Annotated in this window: 19 protein-coding genes; 12 read left to right on the top strand and 7 right to left on the bottom strand. The window is 55.3% G+C overall.

What is annotated here, in order from left to right:
• Positions 1-31: 31 nt before the first annotated feature.
• The 3 genes from fhuA to hrpB form a co-directional block, all read right to left on the bottom strand.
• Positions 32-2,233 (bottom strand): ferrichrome porin FhuA, encoded by a 2,202-nt coding sequence (fhuA, locus tag NR177_RS18500; protein ID WP_256853386.1) that lies wholly within the window; start codon positions 2,231-2,233, stop codon positions 32-34.
• Positions 2,234-2,430: 197 nt separating this feature from the next.
• Positions 2,431-4,953 (bottom strand): bifunctional glycosyl transferase/transpeptidase, encoded by a 2,523-nt coding sequence (gene mrcB, locus NR177_RS18495; protein WP_096012095.1) that lies wholly within the window; start codon positions 4,951-4,953, stop codon positions 2,431-2,433.
• Between the two features lie 83 nt (positions 4,954-5,036).
• Positions 5,037-7,493, bottom strand: coding sequence for an ATP-dependent helicase HrpB (gene hrpB, locus NR177_RS18490; RefSeq protein ID WP_256853385.1), 2,457 nt, complete (start codon positions 7,491-7,493; stop codon positions 5,037-5,039).
• Positions 7,494-7,568: 75 nt separating this feature from the next.
• Here hrpB and thpR point away from each other — a divergent pair, with 75 nt between their 5' ends.
• The 9 genes from thpR (at position 7,569) to panD (ending at position 14,636) form a co-directional block, all read left to right on the top strand.
• Entirely contained in the window at positions 7,569-8,096 is a 528-nt protein-coding gene (gene thpR, locus NR177_RS18485; protein ID WP_256853384.1) for an RNA 2',3'-cyclic phosphodiesterase, read from the top strand.
• 11 nt (positions 8,097-8,107) lie between these two features.
• Entirely contained in the window at positions 8,108-8,812 is a 705-nt protein-coding gene (sfsA, locus tag NR177_RS18480; RefSeq protein WP_256853383.1) for a DNA/RNA nuclease SfsA, read from the top strand.
• A gap of 249 nt (positions 8,813-9,061) precedes the next feature.
• The gene (gene dksA / locus NR177_RS18475) at positions 9,062-9,517 is read left to right on the top strand and encodes an RNA polymerase-binding protein DksA (protein ID WP_006117731.1); all 456 of its coding nucleotides are present in this window, start codon (positions 9,062-9,064) and stop codon (positions 9,515-9,517) included.
• Positions 9,518-9,587: 70 nt separating this feature from the next.
• Positions 9,588-10,469, top strand: coding sequence for a tRNA glutamyl-Q(34) synthetase GluQRS (gene gluQRS, locus NR177_RS18470; protein WP_096012091.1), 882 nt, complete (start codon positions 9,588-9,590; stop codon positions 10,467-10,469).
• Between the two features lie 86 nt (positions 10,470-10,555).
• A complete protein-coding gene (gene pcnB, locus NR177_RS18465) occupies positions 10,556-11,974 on the top strand; it encodes a polynucleotide adenylyltransferase PcnB (RefSeq protein WP_208625032.1) in 1,419 nt (472 codons plus the stop codon).
• On the top strand, positions 11,971-12,456 hold the full coding sequence (folK, locus tag NR177_RS18460) for a 2-amino-4-hydroxy-6-hydroxymethyldihydropteridine diphosphokinase (RefSeq protein ID WP_256853382.1): 486 nt from the start codon (positions 11,971-11,973) through the stop codon (positions 12,454-12,456). Before pcnB ends, folK begins: the two co-directional genes overlap by 4 nt.
• An 83-nt stretch (positions 12,457-12,539) precedes the next feature.
• On the top strand, positions 12,540-13,334 hold the full coding sequence (panB, locus tag NR177_RS18455) for a 3-methyl-2-oxobutanoate hydroxymethyltransferase (protein ID WP_109718240.1): 795 nt from the start codon (positions 12,540-12,542) through the stop codon (positions 13,332-13,334).
• A 15-nt stretch (positions 13,335-13,349) separates the two neighbouring features.
• Positions 13,350-14,204, top strand: coding sequence for a pantoate--beta-alanine ligase (gene panC / locus NR177_RS18450; RefSeq protein WP_096012088.1), 855 nt, complete (start codon positions 13,350-13,352; stop codon positions 14,202-14,204).
• 51 nt (positions 14,205-14,255) lie between these two features.
• Positions 14,256-14,636, top strand: a complete 381-nt coding sequence (panD, locus tag NR177_RS18445) for an aspartate 1-decarboxylase (RefSeq protein ID WP_109718238.1) — start codon at positions 14,256-14,258, stop codon at positions 14,634-14,636.
• Between the two features lie 56 nt (positions 14,637-14,692).
• On the opposite strand, the gene NR177_RS18440 is transcribed toward panD, so the two are convergent.
• A complete protein-coding gene (locus NR177_RS18440; protein ID WP_063878445.1) occupies positions 14,693-15,463 on the bottom strand; it encodes an ABC transporter permease in 771 nt (256 codons plus the stop codon).
• Positions 15,460-16,386, bottom strand: coding sequence for an ABC transporter ATP-binding protein (locus NR177_RS18435; RefSeq protein WP_063878444.1), 927 nt, complete (start codon positions 16,384-16,386; stop codon positions 15,460-15,462). The genes NR177_RS18440 and NR177_RS18435 overlap by 4 nt, the downstream gene beginning before the upstream one ends.
• 106 nt (positions 16,387-16,492) lie before the next feature.
• On the opposite strand from NR177_RS18435, the gene can reads away from it, so the two are divergent.
• Positions 16,493-17,149, top strand: coding sequence for a carbonate dehydratase (can, locus tag NR177_RS18430; RefSeq protein WP_172823888.1), 657 nt, complete (start codon positions 16,493-16,495; stop codon positions 17,147-17,149).
• 78 nt (positions 17,150-17,227) lie between these two features.
• Here the strand turns inward: can and hpt are convergent, their stop codons facing one another.
• Positions 17,228-17,764: a hypoxanthine phosphoribosyltransferase gene (hpt, locus tag NR177_RS18425; RefSeq protein ID WP_109718237.1), complete on the bottom strand. Its 537-nt coding sequence runs from the start codon at positions 17,762-17,764 to the stop codon at positions 17,228-17,230.
• A 234-nt stretch (positions 17,765-17,998) separates the two neighbouring features.
• On the opposite strand from hpt, the gene NR177_RS18420 reads away from it, so the two are divergent.
• Positions 17,999-19,282, top strand: a complete 1,284-nt coding sequence (locus tag NR177_RS18420) for a cystathionine gamma-synthase family protein (protein WP_256853381.1) — start codon at positions 17,999-18,001, stop codon at positions 19,280-19,282.
• Between the two features lie 2 nt (positions 19,283-19,284).
• Here NR177_RS18420 and cueO read toward each other — a convergent pair whose 3' ends face one another.
• Positions 19,285-20,886: a multicopper oxidase CueO gene (gene cueO, locus NR177_RS18415; protein ID WP_256853380.1), complete on the bottom strand. Its 1,602-nt coding sequence runs from the start codon at positions 20,884-20,886 to the stop codon at positions 19,285-19,287.
• Between the two features lie 159 nt (positions 20,887-21,045).
• Here cueO and NR177_RS18410 point away from each other — a divergent pair, with 159 nt between their 5' ends.
• Positions 21,046-21,393 (top strand): YacC family pilotin-like protein, encoded by a 348-nt coding sequence (locus NR177_RS18410; RefSeq protein WP_063878440.1) that lies wholly within the window; start codon positions 21,046-21,048, stop codon positions 21,391-21,393.
• The last annotated feature ends 35 nt before the right edge of the window (positions 21,394-21,428 follow it).

The raw sequence follows: 21,428 nt of genomic DNA, 5'->3' as shown, positions 1-21,428 counted from the left end.
CTGTAAACGGGCGCCGAAGCGCCCTCATCGATCAGAACCGGAACGTGGCGGTGCCTACAATCTGCCGTTCTGCGCCCCAGTAGCACGCATATTCACGGTAACAACTGGCAACGTAGTCGCGGTTAAACAGGTTATTAACGTTAACGCCTACCGTTGATCCAGGCAAACCAAAACGTCCTAAATCATATTTCAGTGCAGCATCGACGGTGGTATAACCCGCCACGCTAAAGTTCTGGTTGGCATCAGGACCGTTGCTATACAGCCCCTGACTTTCGCCCACGTAACGGATGCCCGCGCCGACCGTGACGCCTGACAGCGCGGTTTCGTGGAAGGTATAGTCACTCCACAGCGACGCCATGTGTTTGGGCACCTCAACCGGGGTCTTGCCCTGAAGCTGAGTATCTTTCGTATATTCGGCATCGGTATAGGTATAAGAGGCCGTCAGGTTTACATTGGCGTTCAGCGCCGCTTTCGCTTCGAGTTCAACACCGCGAGAACGGATTTCGCCGCTCTGGATGCTGAAATTAGGACTGTTAGGATCAGCCGTTAAGTTTTTGGTCTTTGTCAGCTCATAAATCGCGGCCGTGACAACGACAGGGCGATCTTTTGGCACAAACTTTACGCCCGTTTCATACTGCTTAGCGCGCGAAGGGTCGAAAGGTTGACCACTTTGAGTCGTTCCGGATGTCGGAATGAAGGATTCGCTATAACTGAAATAAGGCGCGATACCATTATCGAACACATAGTTTAAGCCGCCACGCCAGGTAAACGCCTGGTCATGACTTTTAACTTCGGTACTGCTACTCCGATTAAAAGCAGAAGTCATTGCGTAATCATAGCGACTGCCCAATGTCAGTACCCAACGATCCCATTCCATCTGGTCTTGTGCATACAGGCCGGTTTGCTCCTGTTTGTTGAGATAGCGATACGGGGAAGGTGTGCCGATTAGCGCGTCATTGCCGTATTGCGGATTAACCGCATTCAACGGGAATGCTGAGCCAAAAGCCGCATTAATATCATTTCGCATGCGCTGATAATCAACGCCAAACAGTAACGTATGATCAAGCTGGCCGGTGGCAAATTTAGCCTGAGCCTGATTATCCACCGCAAACTGATTCAGTTTCTCGTCTGAAGCCGCAGACCCGCGGGTGATTTGCTGAGTGGCTGCATCAAAGCCGTTACCATAAATACTGCGATAATCCGTGGTTAACTCGGCATAACGCAGGTTCTGCCGCACCGTCCAGGTCTCATCAAAACGGTGCTCAAAGCTGTAGCCCAGCATTTTGGTATTGCGTGAGATGCGGTTGCTCTTCTCGCCCTCATCAAAGTTGGTCGGCAGTTTGTACTGGCTGCCATCAGGCCGGGTGATCGGCACCACGGTCCCTTCACGCGGGAGCCAGCCGTAGTAGCCGGTATCCGGCTCGTTCTGGAAATAGGTCAGCAGATCAAGACGGGTGTTTTCATCTGGTCGCCAGCTGAATGAAGGCGCGATGGTATAACGCTTCTGCTTGTTATTCGCCTGCTGGGCATCCTGGCTACTGGCCAGGCCTGTCAGACGGTAGCTGTACACGCCTGCGTCGTCTATTGCGCCGCCAAAGTCGAAACCGGTGGAGTAAAGGTTATGGTTGCCCATCTGGAACTGGACTTCGCGCAGCGTTTCCTGAGTGGGACGCTTGCTGACTAAAGCGACGACACCGCCGGGATTGCTTTTACCGTACAGCACGGAAACCGGACCGCGCAGCAGTTCAGCCCGCTCCAGAAAATAGGGATCGATAGCGAATTCAGAGTAGTTGTCACCCTGCAGCTTCAACCCATCGAGATACTGATTGGTGTTGGTTTCGCTAAAACCGCGAATCGACAGCGCGTCAATGACTGCGGAACTGCCGCGGTTGCCGGTCAGTACGCCAGGCGTATAGTTAAATGCCTGCTTGACGCTGCTGACGCTGCGCATGTCCATTTCTTCACGCGTGACCACGGAAACCGACTGCGGGTTCTTTTCAATCGGCGTATCCGTTTTGGTGCCGGTGGCGCTGCGTTTCGCGGCGACGGTCGGTGCCGGGCCCCACGGACTTTCCTGCGCAACAGCGGCACCGCCGTTTGCTGAAACCACCACCGTTTGTTCGGCGAAGGCCAGGGGAGTTGCGCCACTCGATATCAGCGCAATCATCAGTGCCAAAGGACGAGGGGTAAACGACCCTGGTGTGAAACCAAAAGTGGTGGTGCGCGCAGTCATGAAGGTGTCTCTCAAATGGGGATGATTAAGCGAATCGAAACGATAATGATTATTATAACGGTTCGATAATATGCGAAGTGCAACAATCTCTGCAAGCAGAATTCCCTACTGTGGCGCTGTTTGTAGCCTGTTTACAGCGTATTTATCAGGCATAAAAAAAGGCACCGAAGTGCCTTCTTTTCACTGCTTTTGACCCGTTACTTGCCGAACATGTCTTTTATCCAACCTGCAACGCCATCGCTGTCTTTTTGCTCCTGCTGTTGCTGCTGTTGCAATTGCTGTTGTTGCTGTTGTTGTTGCTGCTGCATTTGCTGAACCTGTTGCTGCTGTTGCTGACACAGTGCATTCGGGTCCAGTGCCCAAACCGGCAATGAGCGCCAGGTACTGCTGCCTGAGCCACAAACAAAGTTGCCCGCTGAGTCGATATTCATCATCGTCACGTCTTCCGGCGGCGTCAGTTGCAACGGCATCGGTGCCTGGTTATCAAGATAGCGACGGTAGATCTGCATCGCACCGCTGGCACCGTACAGCTTGGTCGGCTGGTTGTTATCACGCCCAACCCAGGTGATCGCCACTTCTTTACCATCGACACCGGCGAACCAGCTGTCTATCAGGTCGTTAGTGGTCCCTGTTTTGCCCGCCAGATGCGCATTAGGGAAGCGAGCGCCCAGGGCGCGTGCCGTACCGTGATCGGCAACCTGCTGCATCGTGTACAACGTTAAATAGGCAGCCTGCGCAGGCTCTACCCGTTGCGCCTGCGGGAAGCTCTGGTACAGCACCGTTCCGTCTTCGGCAATCACGGAACGCACCGCTGACAGGTCCGCACGATTCCCTCCGCTGGCAATCGACTGAAACGCCTGGGCCACTTCAATCGGCGTCAGGTTGAGTGCGCCCAGCAACATTGCCGGCACCGGGTTGAGCTGATCTTTAGGTACACCCAGTTTGGTCCAGGTATCCACCACCGCATTCAGCCCCAGCGTCATGCCAAGATTCACCGTCGGCACGTTCATGGAGTTGGTCAACGCATCCACCAGCATGACTTTGCCACTGAAGCGGCGGTCGTCATTCATGGGTTTCCAGATGCTGCCATTGGGCTGTTTCAGCGCAATAGGCTCATCGGCAATCCAGCTATTGAGTCGATATGTATTTGGCTGGCTCAGTGCGGTGAGATAGGTGGCCGGTTTTGCCAGTGAACCAATAGAACGGCGGGCCTGTAACGCACGGTTATACCCGGCGAACTGCGGATCGGCCCCGCCGACCATCGCGCGGACTTCACCGCTGAAACGGTCAACGACCACCATCGCGGTTTCCAGATCTTTCAGACCGCGCTGTTTTTTCAGGGTTGGAATGCCGTCGATAACCGCTTTTTCAGCGGCATCCTGCGAGACCGGATCTAAGGTGGTGAAAATTTTCACCCCCGACAGATCTTTAACCTTGTCACCCAGTTTTGCCTGAAGCTCATTACGCACCATCTGCATAAACGCAGGCTGTGGCGTAATCACACCGCCTTTCGGCTGCACGCCTAACGGACGCGCCGACAGCATGTCATACAGTTCCTGGTCGATGACTTTCTGCTGCTGCAACAAGCGCAGCACCAGATTGCGTCTTTCCAGTGCCAGTTTCGGGTTACGCCATGGGTTATAGAGCGAAGCGCCTTTTACCATGCCGACCAGCATTGCCTGCTGATCCAGACTCAGCTCATCCACCGGACGGCCAAAGTAGTAAAGGCTGGCCAAAGGGAAACCACGAATCTGATCGTTACCTGCCTGACCGAGATACACTTCGTTAAGGTAAAGCTCCAGAATGCGATCTTTGCTGTAACGCGCGTCCATGATCACGGCCATATAGGCTTCACGCGCTTTACGCCACAGCGAACGCTCGTTGGTCAGGAACAGGTTTTTTACCAGCTGCTGAGTCAGCGTACTGCCCCCCTGAACCGCCTTACCTGCCGTGATATTCGCGACAAAGGCACGGCCAATGGAGTACGGGCTGATACCATCATGCTCGTAAAAATGGCGATCCTCGGTGGCGATTAACGTATCGACCAGCAGATCCGGGAAGCCCGCACGGGGCACGAACAGGCGCTGTTCACCATTAGGCGACTGCAGCATGGTGATCAGACGCGGATCAAGACGGAAGAAACCAAAATCGCGCCCGGTTTCAACGTTTTTAATCTCGCTGAGTTCATCTTTGCTAAAGGTCATACGGGCATGAATCTGCCCCTCTTTGCTGTCCGGGAAATCAAATGGACGGCGCAACAGTTCGATAGTGTTGCCCTTAACCGAGAACTCACCCGGGCGCGTAATACGTGAAACTTCACGGTATTGCGTGCCTTCAAGCAGGGCGACCATTTCGCTTTTGTTGTAGGCCATGCCGGGTTCAAGGCTGACCATACGACCATATACGGTTGCGGGCAGTTGCCACACTTTACCGTCAATGCGGCTGCGAATTTCCGAGTCGAGGTATACGCCCCACGCGGCCATTACCACCACAAATACCAGGAACAGCTTAATTAACCATCCCAGCCAACGGCGTTTGCCGCGCGGCGGTTTTCCACCTTTACCTTTACGTGGCACCGGCGCTTCCTCCTCGTAGTCATCATCAAAATCGTCCTGAGCAACATCGTCATCGATGTCTCTGCGCCGCCCACGGCGGGCGCTGCTGCGCGGAGGCAGCGCTTTTCCTTTGCGCCCAATAGGTTCGCGATCGTTCCCAGACATTCGTTTTATTCTCCAGGCATAGCTTACGGCTGCGCCGCTACTCTAACTGCTTTCTTCACTGTCGCATGGCAGAACCCTCTGAATTAATCAGAGGTTCCACCCTGTGACGTCTTCTTTTTTGTCCGTCTTGTCGGCAAGGCGGAAGCCGGATCGTCAGGCCAGGGATGTTTGGGATAACGCCCTTTCATCTCTTTTTGCACGTCCTTATAGGCACCACGCCAGAAAGCGGCGAGGTCACGGGTAATCTGCAAGGGCCGCTGGGCGGGCGATAACAGCTCCAGTACCAGTGGAATGCGCCCTTCTGCCACGCTTGGGTTGCTGGCTTCGCCGAACATTTCCTGGATGCGCACCGCCAGTGCAGGCGGTTTATCTGCATCATAGCGAACAGGCAGCCGACTTCCGGTGGGCACAGTGTAATGAGTTGGCAGCACAGTATCCAGCCGCTGACGTTGTGACCATGTGAGCAAATGTAAGAGCGCGCTGACCAGATTCACCGCCTGTAAACTTTTCAGATCACGCACCGTGGTCATCTGGGGCAGAAGCCAGTGTTCAAGCGTCTCGATCAGGCTGGCGTCGTCAACCTCAGGCCAGTGTTCCTCTGGCAACCACTGTGCCGCACACTGGATGCGCAGACGCAACTGTTCTGCCTCCGGCGTCCAGCCCAACACCGATAGCCCTTTTTTGCCAATCCAGCGTAGCATTGCCGCCTGCAAGACTTTTGCGTCGGGACGGGCTAGCGGCTGGGTTTTCAGTATCAGTTCGCCAATCTGCTCGCGGCGCAACGTGCGTAACGTGCCCTTCTCCTCATCCCATTCCACCTCGGTGCGCTGTTCAATCAGTTGCGGACAGCGCTGCGTCAGTGCCTCGATATCAACGGGAATCGCCATCAGGATACGCGCGTCGGGCGCGCTGCTGCCCTGTAACAAGGTGGGGGCAATTAACCATTCATAACGCGTCAGCGCCTGCTGTTCGTCCAGCATCGCGCCCAGGCCGTTAGCTAACTGATAGCGGCCGCTGTTATCGCGGCGACGTGCCAGACGGTCGCTGAAGCCGGCGGTCAGCAGGGCGGCAAAATGGTCTTCGTCTAACCGACCGCCCTTTACGCCGATGCGTTTTTGCCAGTGCTGTGCGCGGCGCTGCCACTGTGGCAATGGACGATAAAGCGCATCACGCAGATCGGCTCCGGCACTGCGAGGCGGATCTTCCAGAACCGCCACCAGCAAGGCCGCGCTGGCAACGGCGTCAGGGTCACTGCCTGCTGCACATAAAATAGCGCTGAGCCGGGCGTCGCTGCCCAGCTGCGCCATGCGTCGTCCCTGGGCATTGAGGTGGCCCTGCTCGTCCAGAGCCCCAAGCCGCACCAGCTGCTGCTGAGCCGCACGCAGGTGCTTTTCCGGCGGCAAATCTATCCACTGCAATTGTTCGATACGGGTACAGCCCCACTGCAGCAACTCCAGCCATAACGACGCGAGATCGCTGTGCAAAATTTCTGCTTCGCTTTGCGCGGGCGCGCGTGAGGCCTGTTCCTGTGGTGTCAGATGCAGACAAATACCGGGCATGACACGTCCGGCTCGTCCGGCTCGCTGGGTCATGGATGCCTGACTGATGCGCTGAGTCTGCAAGCGCGTAACGCCGCTGCGAGCGTCAAACTGGGCTTTTCGCTCCAGGGCGCTGTCCACGACCAGCCGGATACCTTCAATGGTTAAGCTGGTTTCGGCAATGTTGGTCGCCAGCACCACTTTGCGGCGTCCGCTGGCGGCAGGCAGGATGGCCCGTTGCTGGGCCGCAAGAGGAAGTGCCCCATACAGCGGCGTTAAATCCACGTCGTCGTCAACGCGCGTCTCCAGTTCCCGTTTTACCCGCTCAATTTCGGCGATGCCGGGCAGGAACAGGAGCAGCGAGCCCGTTTCGTCGCGCAGTAACTGTGCGACTTCGCGCGCGACCGCATCATCAAAACGCAAGGTCTGGCTCAGCGCCGTATAGCGCCGTTCAACCGGATAGCTGCGCCCTTCAGAAGTAATCAAAGGAGCGTCCGGCAACAGTGCCGCCAGCCGCGCATTATCAAGCGTCGCCGACATCAGCAGGATTTTTAGATCTTCACGTAACCCCTGTTGCACATCCAGTAGCAGCGCCAGCGCCAGATCGGCCTGCAGGCTCCGCTCATGAAATTCATCCAGGATAACCAGCGACACGCCCTCCAGCATCGCATCCTGTTGCAGCATTCGGGTCAGAATGCCTTCGGTCACCACTTCAAGCCGGGTCATTGGCCCTGTGCAGTTTTCGCCGCGCATACGGTAGCCCACCGTCACGCCGGGTTGTTCACCCAACTGCTCGGCCAGACGTTGCGCCACGTTGCGCGCGGCTAAACGGCGCGGCTCCAGCATAATAATGCGTCCCGGCAAGGCCTTGTGCTGTAAAAGCTGAAGTGGCAGCCAGGTGGATTTACCTGCGCCCGTGGGCGCGGCCAGCAGGATGTTTGAGGCATCATTAAGCGCACTCAGAAGGTCAGGCAACACCGCGCTGACGGGTAAATCACTCACCGCAAACTCCGCGAATGGCTATGTTAAGATGGCGCGCATTGTAGCACTCATCCGTGAGGATTGCCGGAGACCGCCATGGCGTTACAACGCTTATTTTTTGCTATTACCCCGCCTGACACGCTGCAGCAGCAACTGGTGCACTGGCGGGCACAAACCTTTCATGCGGAGGCGGGCCGCCCCATTGCGGCGGCGAACCTTCACCTGACGCTGGCTTTTCTGGGCGATGTGTCGGCTGGAACGTCACAACAGTTGCAGGCCCTGGCGTCACGCATAAACCAGCCAGCATTTGACGTTGCGTTAGACGATGCAGGTCACTGGCCGCGCCCCGGCGTCGTGTGGCTGGGTTGCCAGCGCCCCCCGCGCGGCTTGTTACAGCTGGCAAGCCTGCTGCGCGCTCAGGCCGCGCGACATGGCTGCGAACAACCGGCTCAGCCCTTTCATCCCCACGTCAGCCTGTTGCGTGCGGCGACCCAGCCTGTCGCCCTGCCGCCACGTGGCTTTCACTGGCAATTTACGGTCAGTCAGTTTTCCCTTTTTACCTCAGAGTACGCGCAAGGCCGGACACGCTACCGCACGCTGGCCAGTTGGCCGTTACTCTCTTAATCAGGAGCCTTATGCTTTTTTCTTCCGCTCTTAAACCCGCGCGTCTTATTACTCGCTATAAGCGTTTTCTGGCCGATGTTGTGACGCCCGAAGGCGAAACGCTGACGATACATTGCGCGAATACCGGCGCAATGACCGGCTGTGCCACGCCGGGCGATACCGTGTGGTACTCCACGTCAGACAGCCTGACGCGCAAATACCCGCACAGTTGGGAAATGACCGAGACGCAGCAAGGCCACTGGATCTGTGTCAATACGCTGCGCGCCAATCAACTGGTGCGTGAAGCGCTGGACGAAAACCGACTTTTACCGCTGACCGGCTACGCGAAATGTCAGGCGGAAGTTAAATACGGCAGTGAAAAAAGCCGAATTGATTTCCTGCTCAAAGCAGAGGAGCGACCTGAGTGCTATATTGAGGTGAAATCCGTAACGCTTTTACAGGAAGGTAAAGGCTATTTTCCGGATGCGGTGACGATTCGAGGGCAGAAACACCTGCGTGAGCTGAGTAAGGCTGCCGCAGAAGGTCATCGGGCCGTTTTGTTGTTTGCCGTTCTGCACTCGGGGATTGAGGACGTTTCCCCGGCGCGTCACATTGATGCTGCTTACGCAGAACAACTGGTACAGGCGCAGCTGAGTGGCGTGGAGATTTTGGCTTACCGGGCAGAACTGTCATCAGCAGGTATGTTTCTGACGACCGCCATTGACGTAACATTGTAATATCATTGGCATCGTTCTGTGATATGACTATCTTCTGTCAGGGGCTAACTACGCTGTTCCTCACAGGCTTGTCAAGATGCGATCAGGAATAATTGCCAACCTTGACTGCTTCTGTTATTTATAGCGGCCTGTTTTTTCCCCGTTGGGGGATCGATGTACCCAAGAGAGGGTCATCATTAAGGTTAGCGTGTATGCGCTTACCGATGGCAATCAAAGGGTATAGTGCGTGTTATCCAGGAGAGAAACAACATGCAAGAAGGGCAAAACCGTAAAACATCGTCCCTGAGTATTCTCGCCATCGCTGGGGTGGAGCCTTATCAGGAGAAGCCAGGCGAAGAGTATATGAATGACGCGCAACTGGACCATTTTCGCAAGATTCTGGAAGCCTGGCGCAATCAATTGCGGGACGAAGTCGATCGCACCGTTACACACATGCAGGATGAAGCTGCAAACTTCCCGGACCCGGTTGACCGTGCCGCTCAGGAAGAAGAGTTCAGCCTGGAACTGCGTAACCGCGACCGCGAGCGTAAGTTAATTAAGAAGATCGAAAAAACGCTGAAGAAAGTCGAAGACGACGACTTCGGCTATTGCGATTCCTGTGGCGTCGAGATCGGTATCCGCCGTCTTGAAGCGCGTCCTACTGCCGATCTGTGCATCGACTGTAAGACACTGGCAGAAATTCGTGAGAAGCAAATGGCGGGCTAATGTTGCCGTCTGACTGCAGCCACACGGCGGGAAAAGGCCATCTTTTTCCGCCGTCTGGTTCATAATGCCTATGTCATTCTCATCCTGCGTTGGGCGCTTTGCCCCATCCCCTTCCGGTGAACTCCATTTCGGCTCCCTGATTGCTGCGTTAGGCAGTTACCTCAGCGCTCGCGCACAGCATGGTCGCTGGCTGGTGCGTATTGAAGATATCGATCCGCCTCGTGAAGTCGCGGGTGCCGCAACGCGGATTCTGCAACAGCTGGAGCATTACGGCCTGAACTGGGATGGTGAGGTGATGTGGCAGTCACAGCGGCATAACGCCTATCGTGACGCACTACAGTGGTTGAGAACGCAGCGTCAAAGTTATTTCTGCACCTGTTCGCGAAGCCGCATTCAGCAAACTGGCGGCTTTTACGATGGTCACTGTCGGGACCGGCAACATGGCCCCGATAAGGCAGCCCTGCGCCTGCGCCAGCATGCACCTGTCTATCGTTTTCAGGATCGGCTCAGGGGCGAGGTCGTCGCCGACAGGCGACTGGCTGAAGAAGATTTTATTATTCATCGTCGTGATGGGCTGTTTGCTTACAATCTGGCGGTGGTCGTGGACGATCATCATCAGGGCATCACAGAAATTGTGCGTGGGGCTGATTTAATTGAGCCAACGGTACGGCAGATTGCGCTTTATCAGCAATTCGGCTGGATGCCGCCGGACTATCTGCATTTGCCCCTGGCGATCACCGCTGATGGTCACAAACTTTCTAAACAAAATCATGCGCCCGCGCTGCCTGATGGGGATACACGTCCCTGCTTGGTACAGGCTTTACGCTTTCTGGGGCAGCCGGTTGGCGAAGGTTGGAAGGACAAAACGCAGGAGAAACTGCTGTCTGAGGCTGTGAAGCAGTGGAATATCGCTTTGATACCTCATGATAACGCCCTGATAACGGATGCATAGACAACAGCATTCTCAAATGATTCACAACAGGCTATGATTAGCCGCTGATTTTACCTACACCCTAATTGTCACTGTCGAGGTGTCCCATTTTTACCCGAGTAGCTAATTTTTGCCGGAAAGTCCTGAAGCGTGATGACGAGGAAGCACCAGCAGAGGTTGAACCTGAGAGTCATATGACCATCATTCCTCGTGAAAGCCACACCATCTCACGTAAAGACATCAGCGAAAATGCCCTCAAGGTGCTATATCGCCTGAATAAAGCCGGTTATGAAGCCTATCTTGTTGGCGGTGGCGTACGCGATTTGCTGCTGGGGCAGAAGCCGAAAGACTTCGACGTGACCACAAACGCCACGCCGGAGCAGATGCGTAAACTGTTCCGCAACTGCCGTCTGGTTGGTCGTCGTTTCCGTCTGGCGCACGTGATGTTTGGCCCGGAAGTCATCGAAGTGGCAACGTTCCGCGGTCATCATCAGATTGAAGAGACCACCGACGATCAGAACAACTCTCAGCGTGCCCAGAGCGGTATGCTGCTGCGCGACAACATTTTTGGCAACATCGAAGATGATGCCCAGCGTCGCGATCTGACCATCAACAGCCTCTATTACAGCGTGGCCGATTTTTCGGTGCGCGACTATGTTGGTGGGCTGAACGATCTGCAACAAGGCATCATTCGCCTGATTGGCGACCCGGAAACCCGTTATCGCGAAGATCCGGTGCGGATGCTGCGTGTCGCGCGTTTCGCTGCCAAACTGAATATGCGCATTGCGCCTGAAACGGCCGAGCCGATTCCACGCCTGGCGTCGTTGCTACGTGACGTGCCCGCCGCGCGCCTGTTTGAAGAGTCGCTAAAGCTGCTGCAGGCCGGCTATGGCTACAGTACCTGGCTTAAACTGTGTGAATACCAGTTATTTCAGCCGCTGTTCCCGACGCTGGCGCGTAACTTTACCGAGAACGGCGACAGCCACATGGAACGCATGCTGGCGCAGGTGCTGAAGAACACCGATAACCGTATTCAGAATGATATGCGGGTTAATCCGGCGTTTCTGTTTGCCGCGATGTTCTGGTATCCCCAGCTTGAAGCCGCCGAACGCATTGCGCAGGAAAGTGGCCTGACCTATTACGATGCCTTTGCCCTGGCAATGAACGATACGCTGGATGAAGCCTGCCGTGCGCTGGCGATCCCTAAACGCATCACATCGTTAATTCGTGATATCTGGCAGCTGCAGTTACGCATGTCTCGTCGCCATGGTAAGCGAGCCTGGAAGCTGATGGAGCATCCGAAGTTCCGCGCCGCTTACGACCTGCTCTCTTTGCGGGCTGAGGTAGAAAACAACCCGGAACTGCTGCGTCTGAGTAAGTGGTGGGGCGAGTTCCAGGTGGCCGCGCCGCCACAGCAGAAGACCATGCTGAATACGCTGGGAGACGATCCGGCACCACGCAGCCGCACACGTCGCCCACGTCGCCGTTCAACGGCTCCGCGTCGTGATAACAATAGCGCGTCATGACACGTGTGTATCTGGCACTAGGCAGTAACCTTGCCGATCCGCTGCATCAGATTGATGCAGCGCTGTCAGCGCTGGATGCACTCCCTGATACACAGCGCGTGGCGACCTCCGCTTTTTACCGGACGCCGCCCTATGGCCCACCGGACCAGCCCGATTATCTCAATGCGGCCGTCGCTCTCGATACCGCGTTGTCTGCCGAGGCGCTGCTGGACCAGACGCAGCGCATTGAGCAGGAACACGGTCGCGTTCGCAAGGCCGAGCGCTGGGGACCACGCACGCTGGATATTGATATCATGTTGTTTGGTACAGCCAGCCTCAACAGCGACCGTCTCATCGTGCCGCATTATGATTTGCTTAATCGCGCATTTATGCTGGTTCCGTTGCTGGAGATTGCCCCCGATCTGAGCCTGCCAGACGGTCGGTCGCTCAAACCAATCCTGGCCCAGTTGGACCGTTCCAGCATCCGACCATGGCACAGCTAAGCACCTAATCACACTTCATGGATTCCGCTCTGCAACACTATCCAGTAAAATGCGCCAATCTGAATTTCTGAGTTGAGAGCACCATGAAACCCACCACCATTTCTCACCTGCGTCAGTGGAAAGAAAGCGGCAAAAAATTCGCCACCCTGACCGCCTACGAGTTTAGTTTTGCCCGACTGTTTGCCGATGAAGGCATTCAGGTCCTGCTGGTGGGCGATTCACTTGGAATGACCGTGCAAGGCCATGACTCAACGTTGCCCGTTACGGTAAATGACATTGCCTACCATACCGCTGCAGTGCGCCGTGGCGCGCCTCAGTCGCTTTTGCTGGCTGACCTGCCCTTTATGAGTTATGCCACGCCTCAGCAAACCTTTGATAACGCGGCGCAGTTGATGCGCGCCGGTGCCAATATGGTGAAACTGGAAGGCGGCGCATGGCTGGCGGAGAGCGTACGAATGCTGACGGAGCGCGCCGTTCCGGTTTGCGGGCATCTGGGATTAACGCCGCAGTCCGTGAATATTTTTGGTGGCTATAAAGTGCAGGGCCGCGATGAAGCGGGCGCAGAGCAGCTTCTGGCTGATGCCCTGGCCCTGGAGGCGGCGGGTGCACAGCTGCTTGTGCTGGAGTGCGTCCCTGTTGCGCTGGCACAGCGCGTGACCCAGGCACTGGCGATTCCGGTTATTGGTATCGGCGCAGGCAATGTCACTGACGGTCAGATACTGGTCATGCATGACGCCCTGGGCATCACTGGCGGACATGTTCCCAAATTTGCTAAAAATTTCCTGGCGGAGACGGGCGATATTCGGGCGGCCATTCGCCAATATATTGCCGAAGTTGAAGCAGGACGCTACCCCGCCGTGGAACACAGTTTCCAGTAATTCAGGAGAATTGCCGTGCTGATCATCGAAACTCTGCCCATGTTACGCCGCGACGTTCGTCGCTGGCGCGAGCAAGGTAAACGCATCGCGTTGGTGCCGACTATGGGCAATCTGCACGAAGGACATTTGACGCTGGTCGACGAGGCACGTGAACGGGGCGATATCGTGATCGTGTCCATTTTCGTCAACCCCATGCAGTTTGATCGTCCTGACGATTTGGCCCGCTATCCGCGCACGCTTCAGGAGGATTGCGAAAAGCTGAACCGCCATGCGGTCGATGTGGTGTTTGCCCCCTCACCTGCGGAGGTTTATCCTCAGGGATTGGCCAATCAGACGTTTGTGGACGTCCCGGTGTTGTCATCGCTGCTGGAAGGCGCGAGTCGTCCCGGCCATTTTCGCGGCGTCGCGACCATCGTCAGTAAATTATTCAATCTGGTTCAGCCCGATATTGCCTGCTTCGGTGAGAAAGATTTTCAGCAGTTAGCCATCATTCGTAAAATGGTGGCGGATATGGGTTTCGACATTGAGATTATTGGTGTGCCCACGGTGCGCGCCAAAGACGGTCTGGCACTCAGTTCACGCAATGGTTATCTCACTGATGATGAACGCAAGTTGGCCCCCGCGCTGAGCCAGGTGATGAATGAGATGGCAGCCCGACTGGCTAATGGCGAGCGGCAGATTGACGATATTATTGATGCCGCGAATCTGTCGCTGCAGGAAAAAGGCTTTCGCCCGGACGGTCTGGCAATCTGTGATGCAGAAACGCTACAGCCTCTGACGGTGGACAGTCAGCGTGCCGTGGTTTTAATGGCGGCCTGGCTGGGGAACGCACGGCTGATCGATAATCAACAGGTCGACCTCACGCAGTAAAGGCTGTGGGTTGCAGGTCGTATTTTTGGCTGTTTAACAAGGTTTCTGACTATGATTCGCACGGTTTTACAAGGCAAATTGCATCGCGTGAAAGTGACGCAGGCGGACCTGAACTATGAAGGCTCCTGCGCCATCGATCAGGATTTCCTTGATGCTTCTGGCATCCTGCAATATGAAGCCATTGATATTTATAACGTCACCAACGGTCAGCGTTTCTCCACCTATGCCATCGCGGCCGAACGTGGCTCGAAAATCATTTCGGTAAACGGTGCAGCGGCTCGCTGTGCCTGCGAAGGCGATATCCTGATTATTTGCTCGTATGTGCAGGTCGATGATACACAAGCCCGCCAGTGGCAGCCCAACGTGGCCTACTTTGAAGGGGATAATCAGATGAAGCGCCTCGCAAAAGCGCTACCGGTACAGCTGGCATAGGTCAGTTGGCATAAAAAAAGCAGCGATATCGCTGCTTTTTTTTGCCCGTTACTGCATCAGGTGCGCAATCCACGCCCGCGCTGGATCAGGAAGTACACCGCGATATAGAACACCACGATAAAGGCAATCAGAACCGATAAGGTCAGGGCCAGTGGCACGTCGTGGATACCGAGAAAGCCAAAGCGGAAGCCGCTTATCATGTACACCACCGGGTTCAGCTTTGAAATCGCCTGCCACACTGGCGGTAACAACGTCAGCGAATAGAATACGCCGCCCAGGTAGGTTAATGGTGTCAGCACAAAGGTGGGAATCAGGCTGATATCGTCAAAGGTGCGGGCAAACACCGCATTGATCAGGCCCGCCAGCGAAAACAGCACGGCAGTGAGCAGCAGCGTGATGGCAACCATCATCCAGGAGTGCACATGGAACGGCACGAAAAACAGCGAGACGGCCGTGACCAGCACACCGACACAAACCCCGCGTGCCACACCGCCACCGACGTAGCCCGCAATAATGATGTGCGTCGGCACCGGTGCCACCAGCAGCTCTTCGATATTGCGCTGAAATTTGGCGCTAAAGAACGAGGAAGCCACGTTGGCATAGGCGTTGGTGATCACCGACATCATGATCAATCCAGGCACAATAAACTGCATGTAGCTGAACCCATTCATATCGCCGATGCGCGCACCGATAAGGTTACCGAAGATAATAAAATAAAGCGTCATGGTGATGACGGGCGGCACCAACGTCTGAATCCAGATACGGGCGAAACGGTTCACCTCCCTGGCCCAGATGCTCTTTAACGCCACCCAGTACAAATGTGTCATGCTTTAGCTCCTGTTTTTCCTTGCGTCAGGCCGACGAACAGCTCTTCCAGACGATTCGCTTTGTTGCGCATACTCAGTACCTGTACGCCCTGGGCGCTGAGCTGGCTAAATACACTGTTCAGCCCCTGCTCGCGTAGCACTTCCACTTCCAGCGTCGAGGTATCAACCAGCCGGTACTGGAAACCTTCCAGCGACGGCAACGGACTGCGCGGGGCCAGATCCAGGATGAACGTTTCTGATTTCAGCTTTGAAAGCAGAGATTTCATTGAGGTGTTTTCCACCAGTTCACCGTTTTGAATAATGCCGATGTTGCGGCACAGCATTTCGGCCTCTTCAAGATAGTGAGTGGTCAGGATAATGGTGGTGCCCTGGGCATTGAGATCTTTCAGAAATACCCACATTGAGCGGCGCAGTTCAATATCAACCCCGGCAGTGGGTTCATCCAGAATCAGCAATTTAGGCGAATGCATCAGGGCACGGGCGATCATCAGGCGACGTTTCATCCCGCCGGACAGCATCCGCGCCCGCTCATTGCGTTTTTCCCACAGGTCGAGCTGTTTCAGATGCTTTTCCGCACGCTGAAGCGCTTCACGGCGCTCAACGCCATAGTAACCGGCCTGATTCACCACGATCTGCATGACCGTCTCAAACGGGTTGAAGTTAAACTCCTGTGGGACAAGGCCCAACTGGCGTTTGGCATTGACCACGTCTTTTTCCAGATCGTAGCCGAAGACGCGTACGCTTCCCTCAGACTTATTCACCAGCGAACTGATAATGCCGATAGTGGTTGATTTACCCGCGCCGTTAGGTCCCAGTAGTGCATAAAAATCACCGGCTTCGACGTTGAGATCGATGCCCTTGAGCGCCTGTACGCCGCCGGGATAGGTCTTGGTCAGCCGGGAAAGTTCCAGTGCATAGGTCATTCTGAATACATACCCTGTTTTGTGGCATTGTAATGCCGTTTGAATTTAGGAAGCCTTCGCCTATAGTACGCGCACGCAAATGCGCAGTAACAGGTTGCTTAACGCCATGACAGATATTGATACCCTGATCAGTAATAACCGCGAATGGTCCACATTACTGGTCAAAGAAGATCCCGGCTTTTTTGAGCGACTGGCTCAGGCGCAAAAACCGCGTTTCCTTTGGATTGGCTGTTCAGACAGCCGCGTACCCGCCGAACGTCTCACCGGCCTTGAACCCGGCGAACTGTTTGTTCATCGCAACGTTGCCAACCTGGTGGTTCATACCGACCTCAACTGCCTTTCTGTCGTGCAATACGCCGTTGAAGTGCTGGAAGTTGAACACATCATCGTGTGCGGCCACTATGGTTGCGGCGGTGTGCAGGCCGCAATGGATAATCCAGAGCTCGGTCTTATTGATAACTGGCTGCTGCACATTCGCGATCTCTGGTACAAGCATAGCGTGTTGCTGGGAGAACTCCCGCCGGATAAACGCCTGGATAAACTCTGCGAAATCAACGTCGTTGAGCAGGTTTATAATCTGGGGCATTCCACTATTCTGCAATCCGCCTGGAAGCGCGGACGCAAAGTTTCGCTGCATGGCTGGGTTTACGGTATCCAGGATGGCTGCCTGCGTAACCTTGATGTTACGGCAAGCAGCCGGGAAAACCTTGAGCAACGCTATCGTCACGGCATGGCCAATCTGTTGGTTAAGGGCGATTTTTAGCGCCAGTAACCGCTGTGCGCGACAAGCCTACACGAAATGAAGGGCGCGGGCCTTGGAAGAATGTGCGGTAAACGGCATTCAGTCTTCGAGCGGCACCACTTTGCCAATGTAAGGCAGATGGCGATAATGCTGCGCATAGTCAATGCCAAAGCCCACGACAAACTCGTCAGGAATGGAAAAGCCCACGTATTCAACCTTGACGTCGACTTCACGGCGTTCAGGCTTGTCCAGCAGTGTACAAATCGCCAGTGATTTTGGCTCACGCAGGCGCAGGATCTCGCGCACTTTGGAAAGCGTGTTACCGGAGTCGATGATGTCTTCGACGATTAATACGTCTTTACCCCGAATATCTTCATCCAGATCTTTGAGGATTTTAACATCCCGGGTCGTGGACATACCGCTGCCGTAACTGGATGCGGTCATAAAATCCACTTCGTGTGGCACGTCAATGACGCGGCATAAATCAGCCATAAACATGAACGAGCCACGAAGTAGCCCCACCAGCACCATATCACTGCCGCTGTCGCGGTAATGGTCGGTAATCTCTTTGCCCAGTTCAGCAATGCGCGCGGCGATTGCCTCTTCAGGGATCATTACGTCAACAGTATGTTTCATTGCCTTCTGCCTGGTAGCTCACAAAGCCACGCAGTTTATCATAGTAGAACTGAGTACTGACGCCGCACGGAAATAGCAAACGTTTACGTGCGGTAAAATTCTTCACCTGCGTTCAGGCTGTTGCATCATCAGCATTACCTTAGAACAATACGGCATTTATCAGCATTAATTACTGCATGATACGATTTTAACAACATATCGTTATGCGGTTAACGACCTTATTGGGAGATCTCAATGGCCTCACCCTCAAGTAAGAAAACGCACGTTGGCGATCGTCAACTGCATCCTGAAACGCAGATGCTGAATTATGGCTACGATCCTCGCCTGTCTGAAGGGGCGGTTAAGCCGCCGGTGTTTCTTACCTCAACCTTTGTTTTTGACAGCGCAGAAGAAGGCCGCGACTTTTTCGATTACGTTTCAGGCCGCCGTCAGCCGCCAGAAGGCAAAAGCGGCGGACTGGTCTATTCCCGCTTTAATCATCCTAACAGTGAGATCGTTGAAGACAGGCTGGCAATCTATGAACAGGCAGAAAGCTGTGCCTTGTTCGCCTCCGGTATGGCAGCCATTTCGACAACGCTGTTAACCTTTGCAAGGCCGGGTGACGTCATTTTGCATTCTCAGCCGCTGTATGGTGGTACGGAAACGCTGCTGAGTAAGACACTGCATAATCTGAACATCAACGCGGTTGGCTTTAGTGACGGGCACGATGAGGCCAAAGTGCGCGATGCGGCACATAGCGCGATGGCGCTGGGACGCGTTGCGCTGATTTTGGTGGAAACACCGGCTAACCCGACTAACAGCCTGGTCAATATTGCCCTGATGGCACGCATCGCCGACGACATTGCGCGGCAACAGGGTTCACGTCCGGTGGTCGCCTGTGATAACACGCTGCTGGGCCCAATTTTTCAGCAGCCTTTGACGCTGGGTGCAGATCTCTCGCTTTATTCTCTGACCAAATACGTGGGCGGGCACTCCGATCTCATCGCTGGCGCGGTGATGGGTAACAAAACGCTGATGACGCAAATTCGTGCCCTGCGTAGCGCGATTGGCACACAGTTGGACCCGCACTCAAGCTGGATGATTGGCCGTTCGCTGGAAACGCTGTCGTTGCGCATGGAGAAAGCGTTTCACAATGCCGAAGCCGTCGCCGCCTTTCTGCGCACTCATCCCAAAGTCGCAGCGCTGCACTGGTTACCCTACCTGGATGCAGAAAGCCCTGCAGGCAGAACGTATCGTGAACAGTGCAGCGGCGCCGGATCAACGTTCTCTTTTGACATTGTTGGCGGACAGCCCGCGGCGTTTCGCTTTCTCAATGCGCTTTCACTGTTTAAACAGGCCGTCAGCCTGGGCGGCACCGAATCGCTTGCCAGCCATCCCGGCACCACCACCCATTCTGGCGTGCCTGATGCAGTGCGTCAGCGGATTGGCATCACCGACGCGACGATACGATTATCTATCGGCATCGAAAACGCCGGCGACCTGGTAGAGGATATCCGGCTGGCCCTTGAACGTGCCTGAGATCAGGTCACGGTAAAACCCAGCATCATTCCGGTATCTTCATGCTCCAGCAAATGACAATGGGCCATATACGCATGATCGGCGGCGGCAAGGTGGTTGAAACGGACCAGCACTTCGCTGCGCCAGCCGTCGACATTCACCATGTCTTTCCATCCCTGACGATGAGCGGCAGGCGGTTTACCGTTTTCTGAAAGAATGCGGAACTGTGTACCGTGAATATGGAAAGGATGCAGCATGCTGTCGCCTTCGCCAGAAATGGTCCATTTTTCGGTGGTGCCCTGCTTCACGTCAAAGGCTGGCCGGGTCATATCAAACGGCAGGCCGTTGATTTTATTTCCGTTGTGAAAATCATAGGCCGCCGCAGCCTTCTCACCCTGGTCCATATTCTGGTGATCCATCGTCTGCGCATCGCCATCATGTTTCATCCCACTCGCATCGTTGCCCATCGCCATATCATGGTGCGCCCCTTTCCCCATGGCTTTCTCACCATAGCGCGCCATCAGCGCCTGCATCCCCTGTTGATCCAACTGCGGATCCATACTGAGCTGCAGCCAGCGCGTTGTCAGGTTTTCTGTTTTCGGCACGGCCGGCAGCGTCGCTAACTGGTCAGGTAAGGTTGCGCTGGCCATGATCCGCAGCGGCAAGATATTCACCAATGGTAAGGGGTGATCGAAAGGTGCCAGCGTCATGCCCATTTGCGTGACGGGCAGCGTAACGATATCAAAGGCGTTGCCGTCTGAGGTATCGATCATGATCTCAAAGCGTTCACCCGGCAGCAGCGGGAGCGAGTCTAGTTTGACCGGCTCAGACAGCAGTCCGCCGTCGCTGGCGATAACATACAAAGGGCGCTTGTCGCTGGCAGCAATATGCAGAGAACGGGCATTACAGCCGTTAAGCAGCCTCAGACGGAGCCAGCCACGTGGGACGGCATGCTGGGGATACTGCACGCCATTGGTGAGCATCATGTCGCCAAACCAGCCTACCGCCGCGCGCATGACATCCAGTTGGTAATCGATACGCTCGCCCGACGGCGTCAGTTGCTTGTCCTGAAAAATAAGCGGCACATCGTCCGTACCCCACTGGCTGGGCAGACGGAGCGTGCCTGACGCCTGATCGTCCAGCACGATTAACCCCGCCAGCCCTTGTGCAACCTGATGACCGGTTTTGCCATGCAGATGGGGATGATACCAGCAGGTTGCCGCTGGCTGATCCGGGGTGAACGTAACCTGACGCATCGCGCCCGGCGCAATAATGCCTTGTGGGCCGCCGTCGACCTCGCCGGGGATTTCCAGGCCGTGCCAGTGCAGCGTCGTCGCCTCCCTGAGCCGGTTATGGATGTTAATGGTGGCCGTCGTCCCCCTTTTCAGGCGAATAGCCGGCCCCAGCAGGCTGCCGTTGTAGCCCCAGGTGGGCACCGCTTTACCCTGCCATTGCGTGGTGCCCTCCATCGCCGTCAGGCTGTACTGGCCTTTGGCATCCGCCTCCAGTAACGCGGGGATGGGAAGCGGCGGTCGGCTGGCTGCCATGAGCGAGCGGCTCCAGAGCGGTAGCGCACCCGCAGCGCCAAGTGCCGCGCTGAGTTTCAAAAAGTGGCGACGTTGCATAATCAGCATCCTTGTAACGAAATGACCTGAAGCCTAAACCCTGCCCTTATGGCAAGGTCAAGCCCTGCCACACAGAATGCCCCGAAAAACGTAAATTGATCGAAAATCTTTACATAACTGTGCTAACGTCTCTAAGACTCCTATCAGATGAGAATAACTATGAAGAAAAGCATCAAGATCCTGCTGCTGGCGGGACTCTTCGGCTTCTCCTCCACCAGCTTTGCCCTGAGCGAATCCGAAGCAGAAGATCTTGCCGATCTCACTGCCGTATTCGTTTATTTAAAAAATGATTGTGGCTACCAGGATTTGCCCGATGCGCAGATTCGTAAGGCGTTGGTGTTTTTTGCCCAGCAGAACCGCTGGGATTTAAGCAATTACAACAACTACAACATGAAGGCACTCGGCGAAGCCAGCTATCGTGATTTAAGCGGTATCGCTATTGCTAACGACAAAAAATGTAAGTCGTTGGCCCGAGACTCTCTCAGCCTGCTTGCCTATGTAAAATAGCGCGCCAGCCCGCTCTCCCGCCAGACATTTGCCCG

Origin of the sequence: Pantoea sp. Fr+CA_20 (assembly GCF_024520835.1) — a bacterium.
GTDB classification, from domain to species: domain Bacteria; phylum Pseudomonadota; class Gammaproteobacteria; order Enterobacterales; family Enterobacteriaceae; genus Pantoea; species Pantoea allii.
The sequence above is the reverse complement of the archived record's forward strand: the minus strand, read 5'-3'. Positions and strand labels throughout refer to the sequence as shown.

Bases quoted from the DNA above. Each gene is read 5' to 3' on its own strand.
- fhuA (WP_256853386.1), bottom strand. From the start codon at position 2,233: ATGACTGCGCGCACCACCACTTTTGGTTTCACACCAGGGTCGTTTACC.
- mrcB (WP_096012095.1), bottom strand. From the start codon at position 4,953: ATGTCTGGGAACGATCGCGAACCTATTGGGCGCAAAGGAAAAGCGCTG.
- thpR (WP_256853384.1), top strand. From the start codon at position 7,569: ATGGCGTTACAACGCTTATTTTTTGCTATTACCCCGCCTGACACGCTG.
- sfsA (WP_256853383.1), top strand. From the start codon at position 8,108: ATGCTTTTTTCTTCCGCTCTTAAACCCGCGCGTCTTATTACTCGCTAT.
- dksA (WP_006117731.1), top strand. From the start codon at position 9,062: ATGCAAGAAGGGCAAAACCGTAAAACATCGTCCCTGAGTATTCTCGCC.
- gluQRS (WP_096012091.1), top strand. From the start codon at position 9,588: ATGTCATTCTCATCCTGCGTTGGGCGCTTTGCCCCATCCCCTTCCGGT.
- folK (WP_256853382.1), top strand. From the start codon at position 11,971: ATGACACGTGTGTATCTGGCACTAGGCAGTAACCTTGCCGATCCGCTG.
- panB (WP_109718240.1), top strand. From the start codon at position 12,540: ATGAAACCCACCACCATTTCTCACCTGCGTCAGTGGAAAGAAAGCGGC.
- panD (WP_109718238.1), top strand. From the start codon at position 14,256: ATGATTCGCACGGTTTTACAAGGCAAATTGCATCGCGTGAAAGTGACG.
- NR177_RS18440 (WP_063878445.1), bottom strand. From the start codon at position 15,463: ATGACACATTTGTACTGGGTGGCGTTAAAGAGCATCTGGGCCAGGGAG.
- NR177_RS18435 (WP_063878444.1), bottom strand. From the start codon at position 16,386: ATGACCTATGCACTGGAACTTTCCCGGCTGACCAAGACCTATCCCGGC.
- can (WP_172823888.1), top strand. From the start codon at position 16,493: ATGACAGATATTGATACCCTGATCAGTAATAACCGCGAATGGTCCACA.
- hpt (WP_109718237.1), bottom strand. From the start codon at position 17,764: ATGAAACATACTGTTGACGTAATGATCCCTGAAGAGGCAATCGCCGCG.
- NR177_RS18420 (WP_256853381.1), top strand. From the start codon at position 17,999: ATGGCCTCACCCTCAAGTAAGAAAACGCACGTTGGCGATCGTCAACTG.
- cueO (WP_256853380.1), bottom strand. From the start codon at position 20,886: ATGCAACGTCGCCACTTTTTGAAACTCAGCGCGGCACTTGGCGCTGCG.
- NR177_RS18410 (WP_063878440.1), top strand. From the start codon at position 21,046: ATGAAGAAAAGCATCAAGATCCTGCTGCTGGCGGGACTCTTCGGCTTC.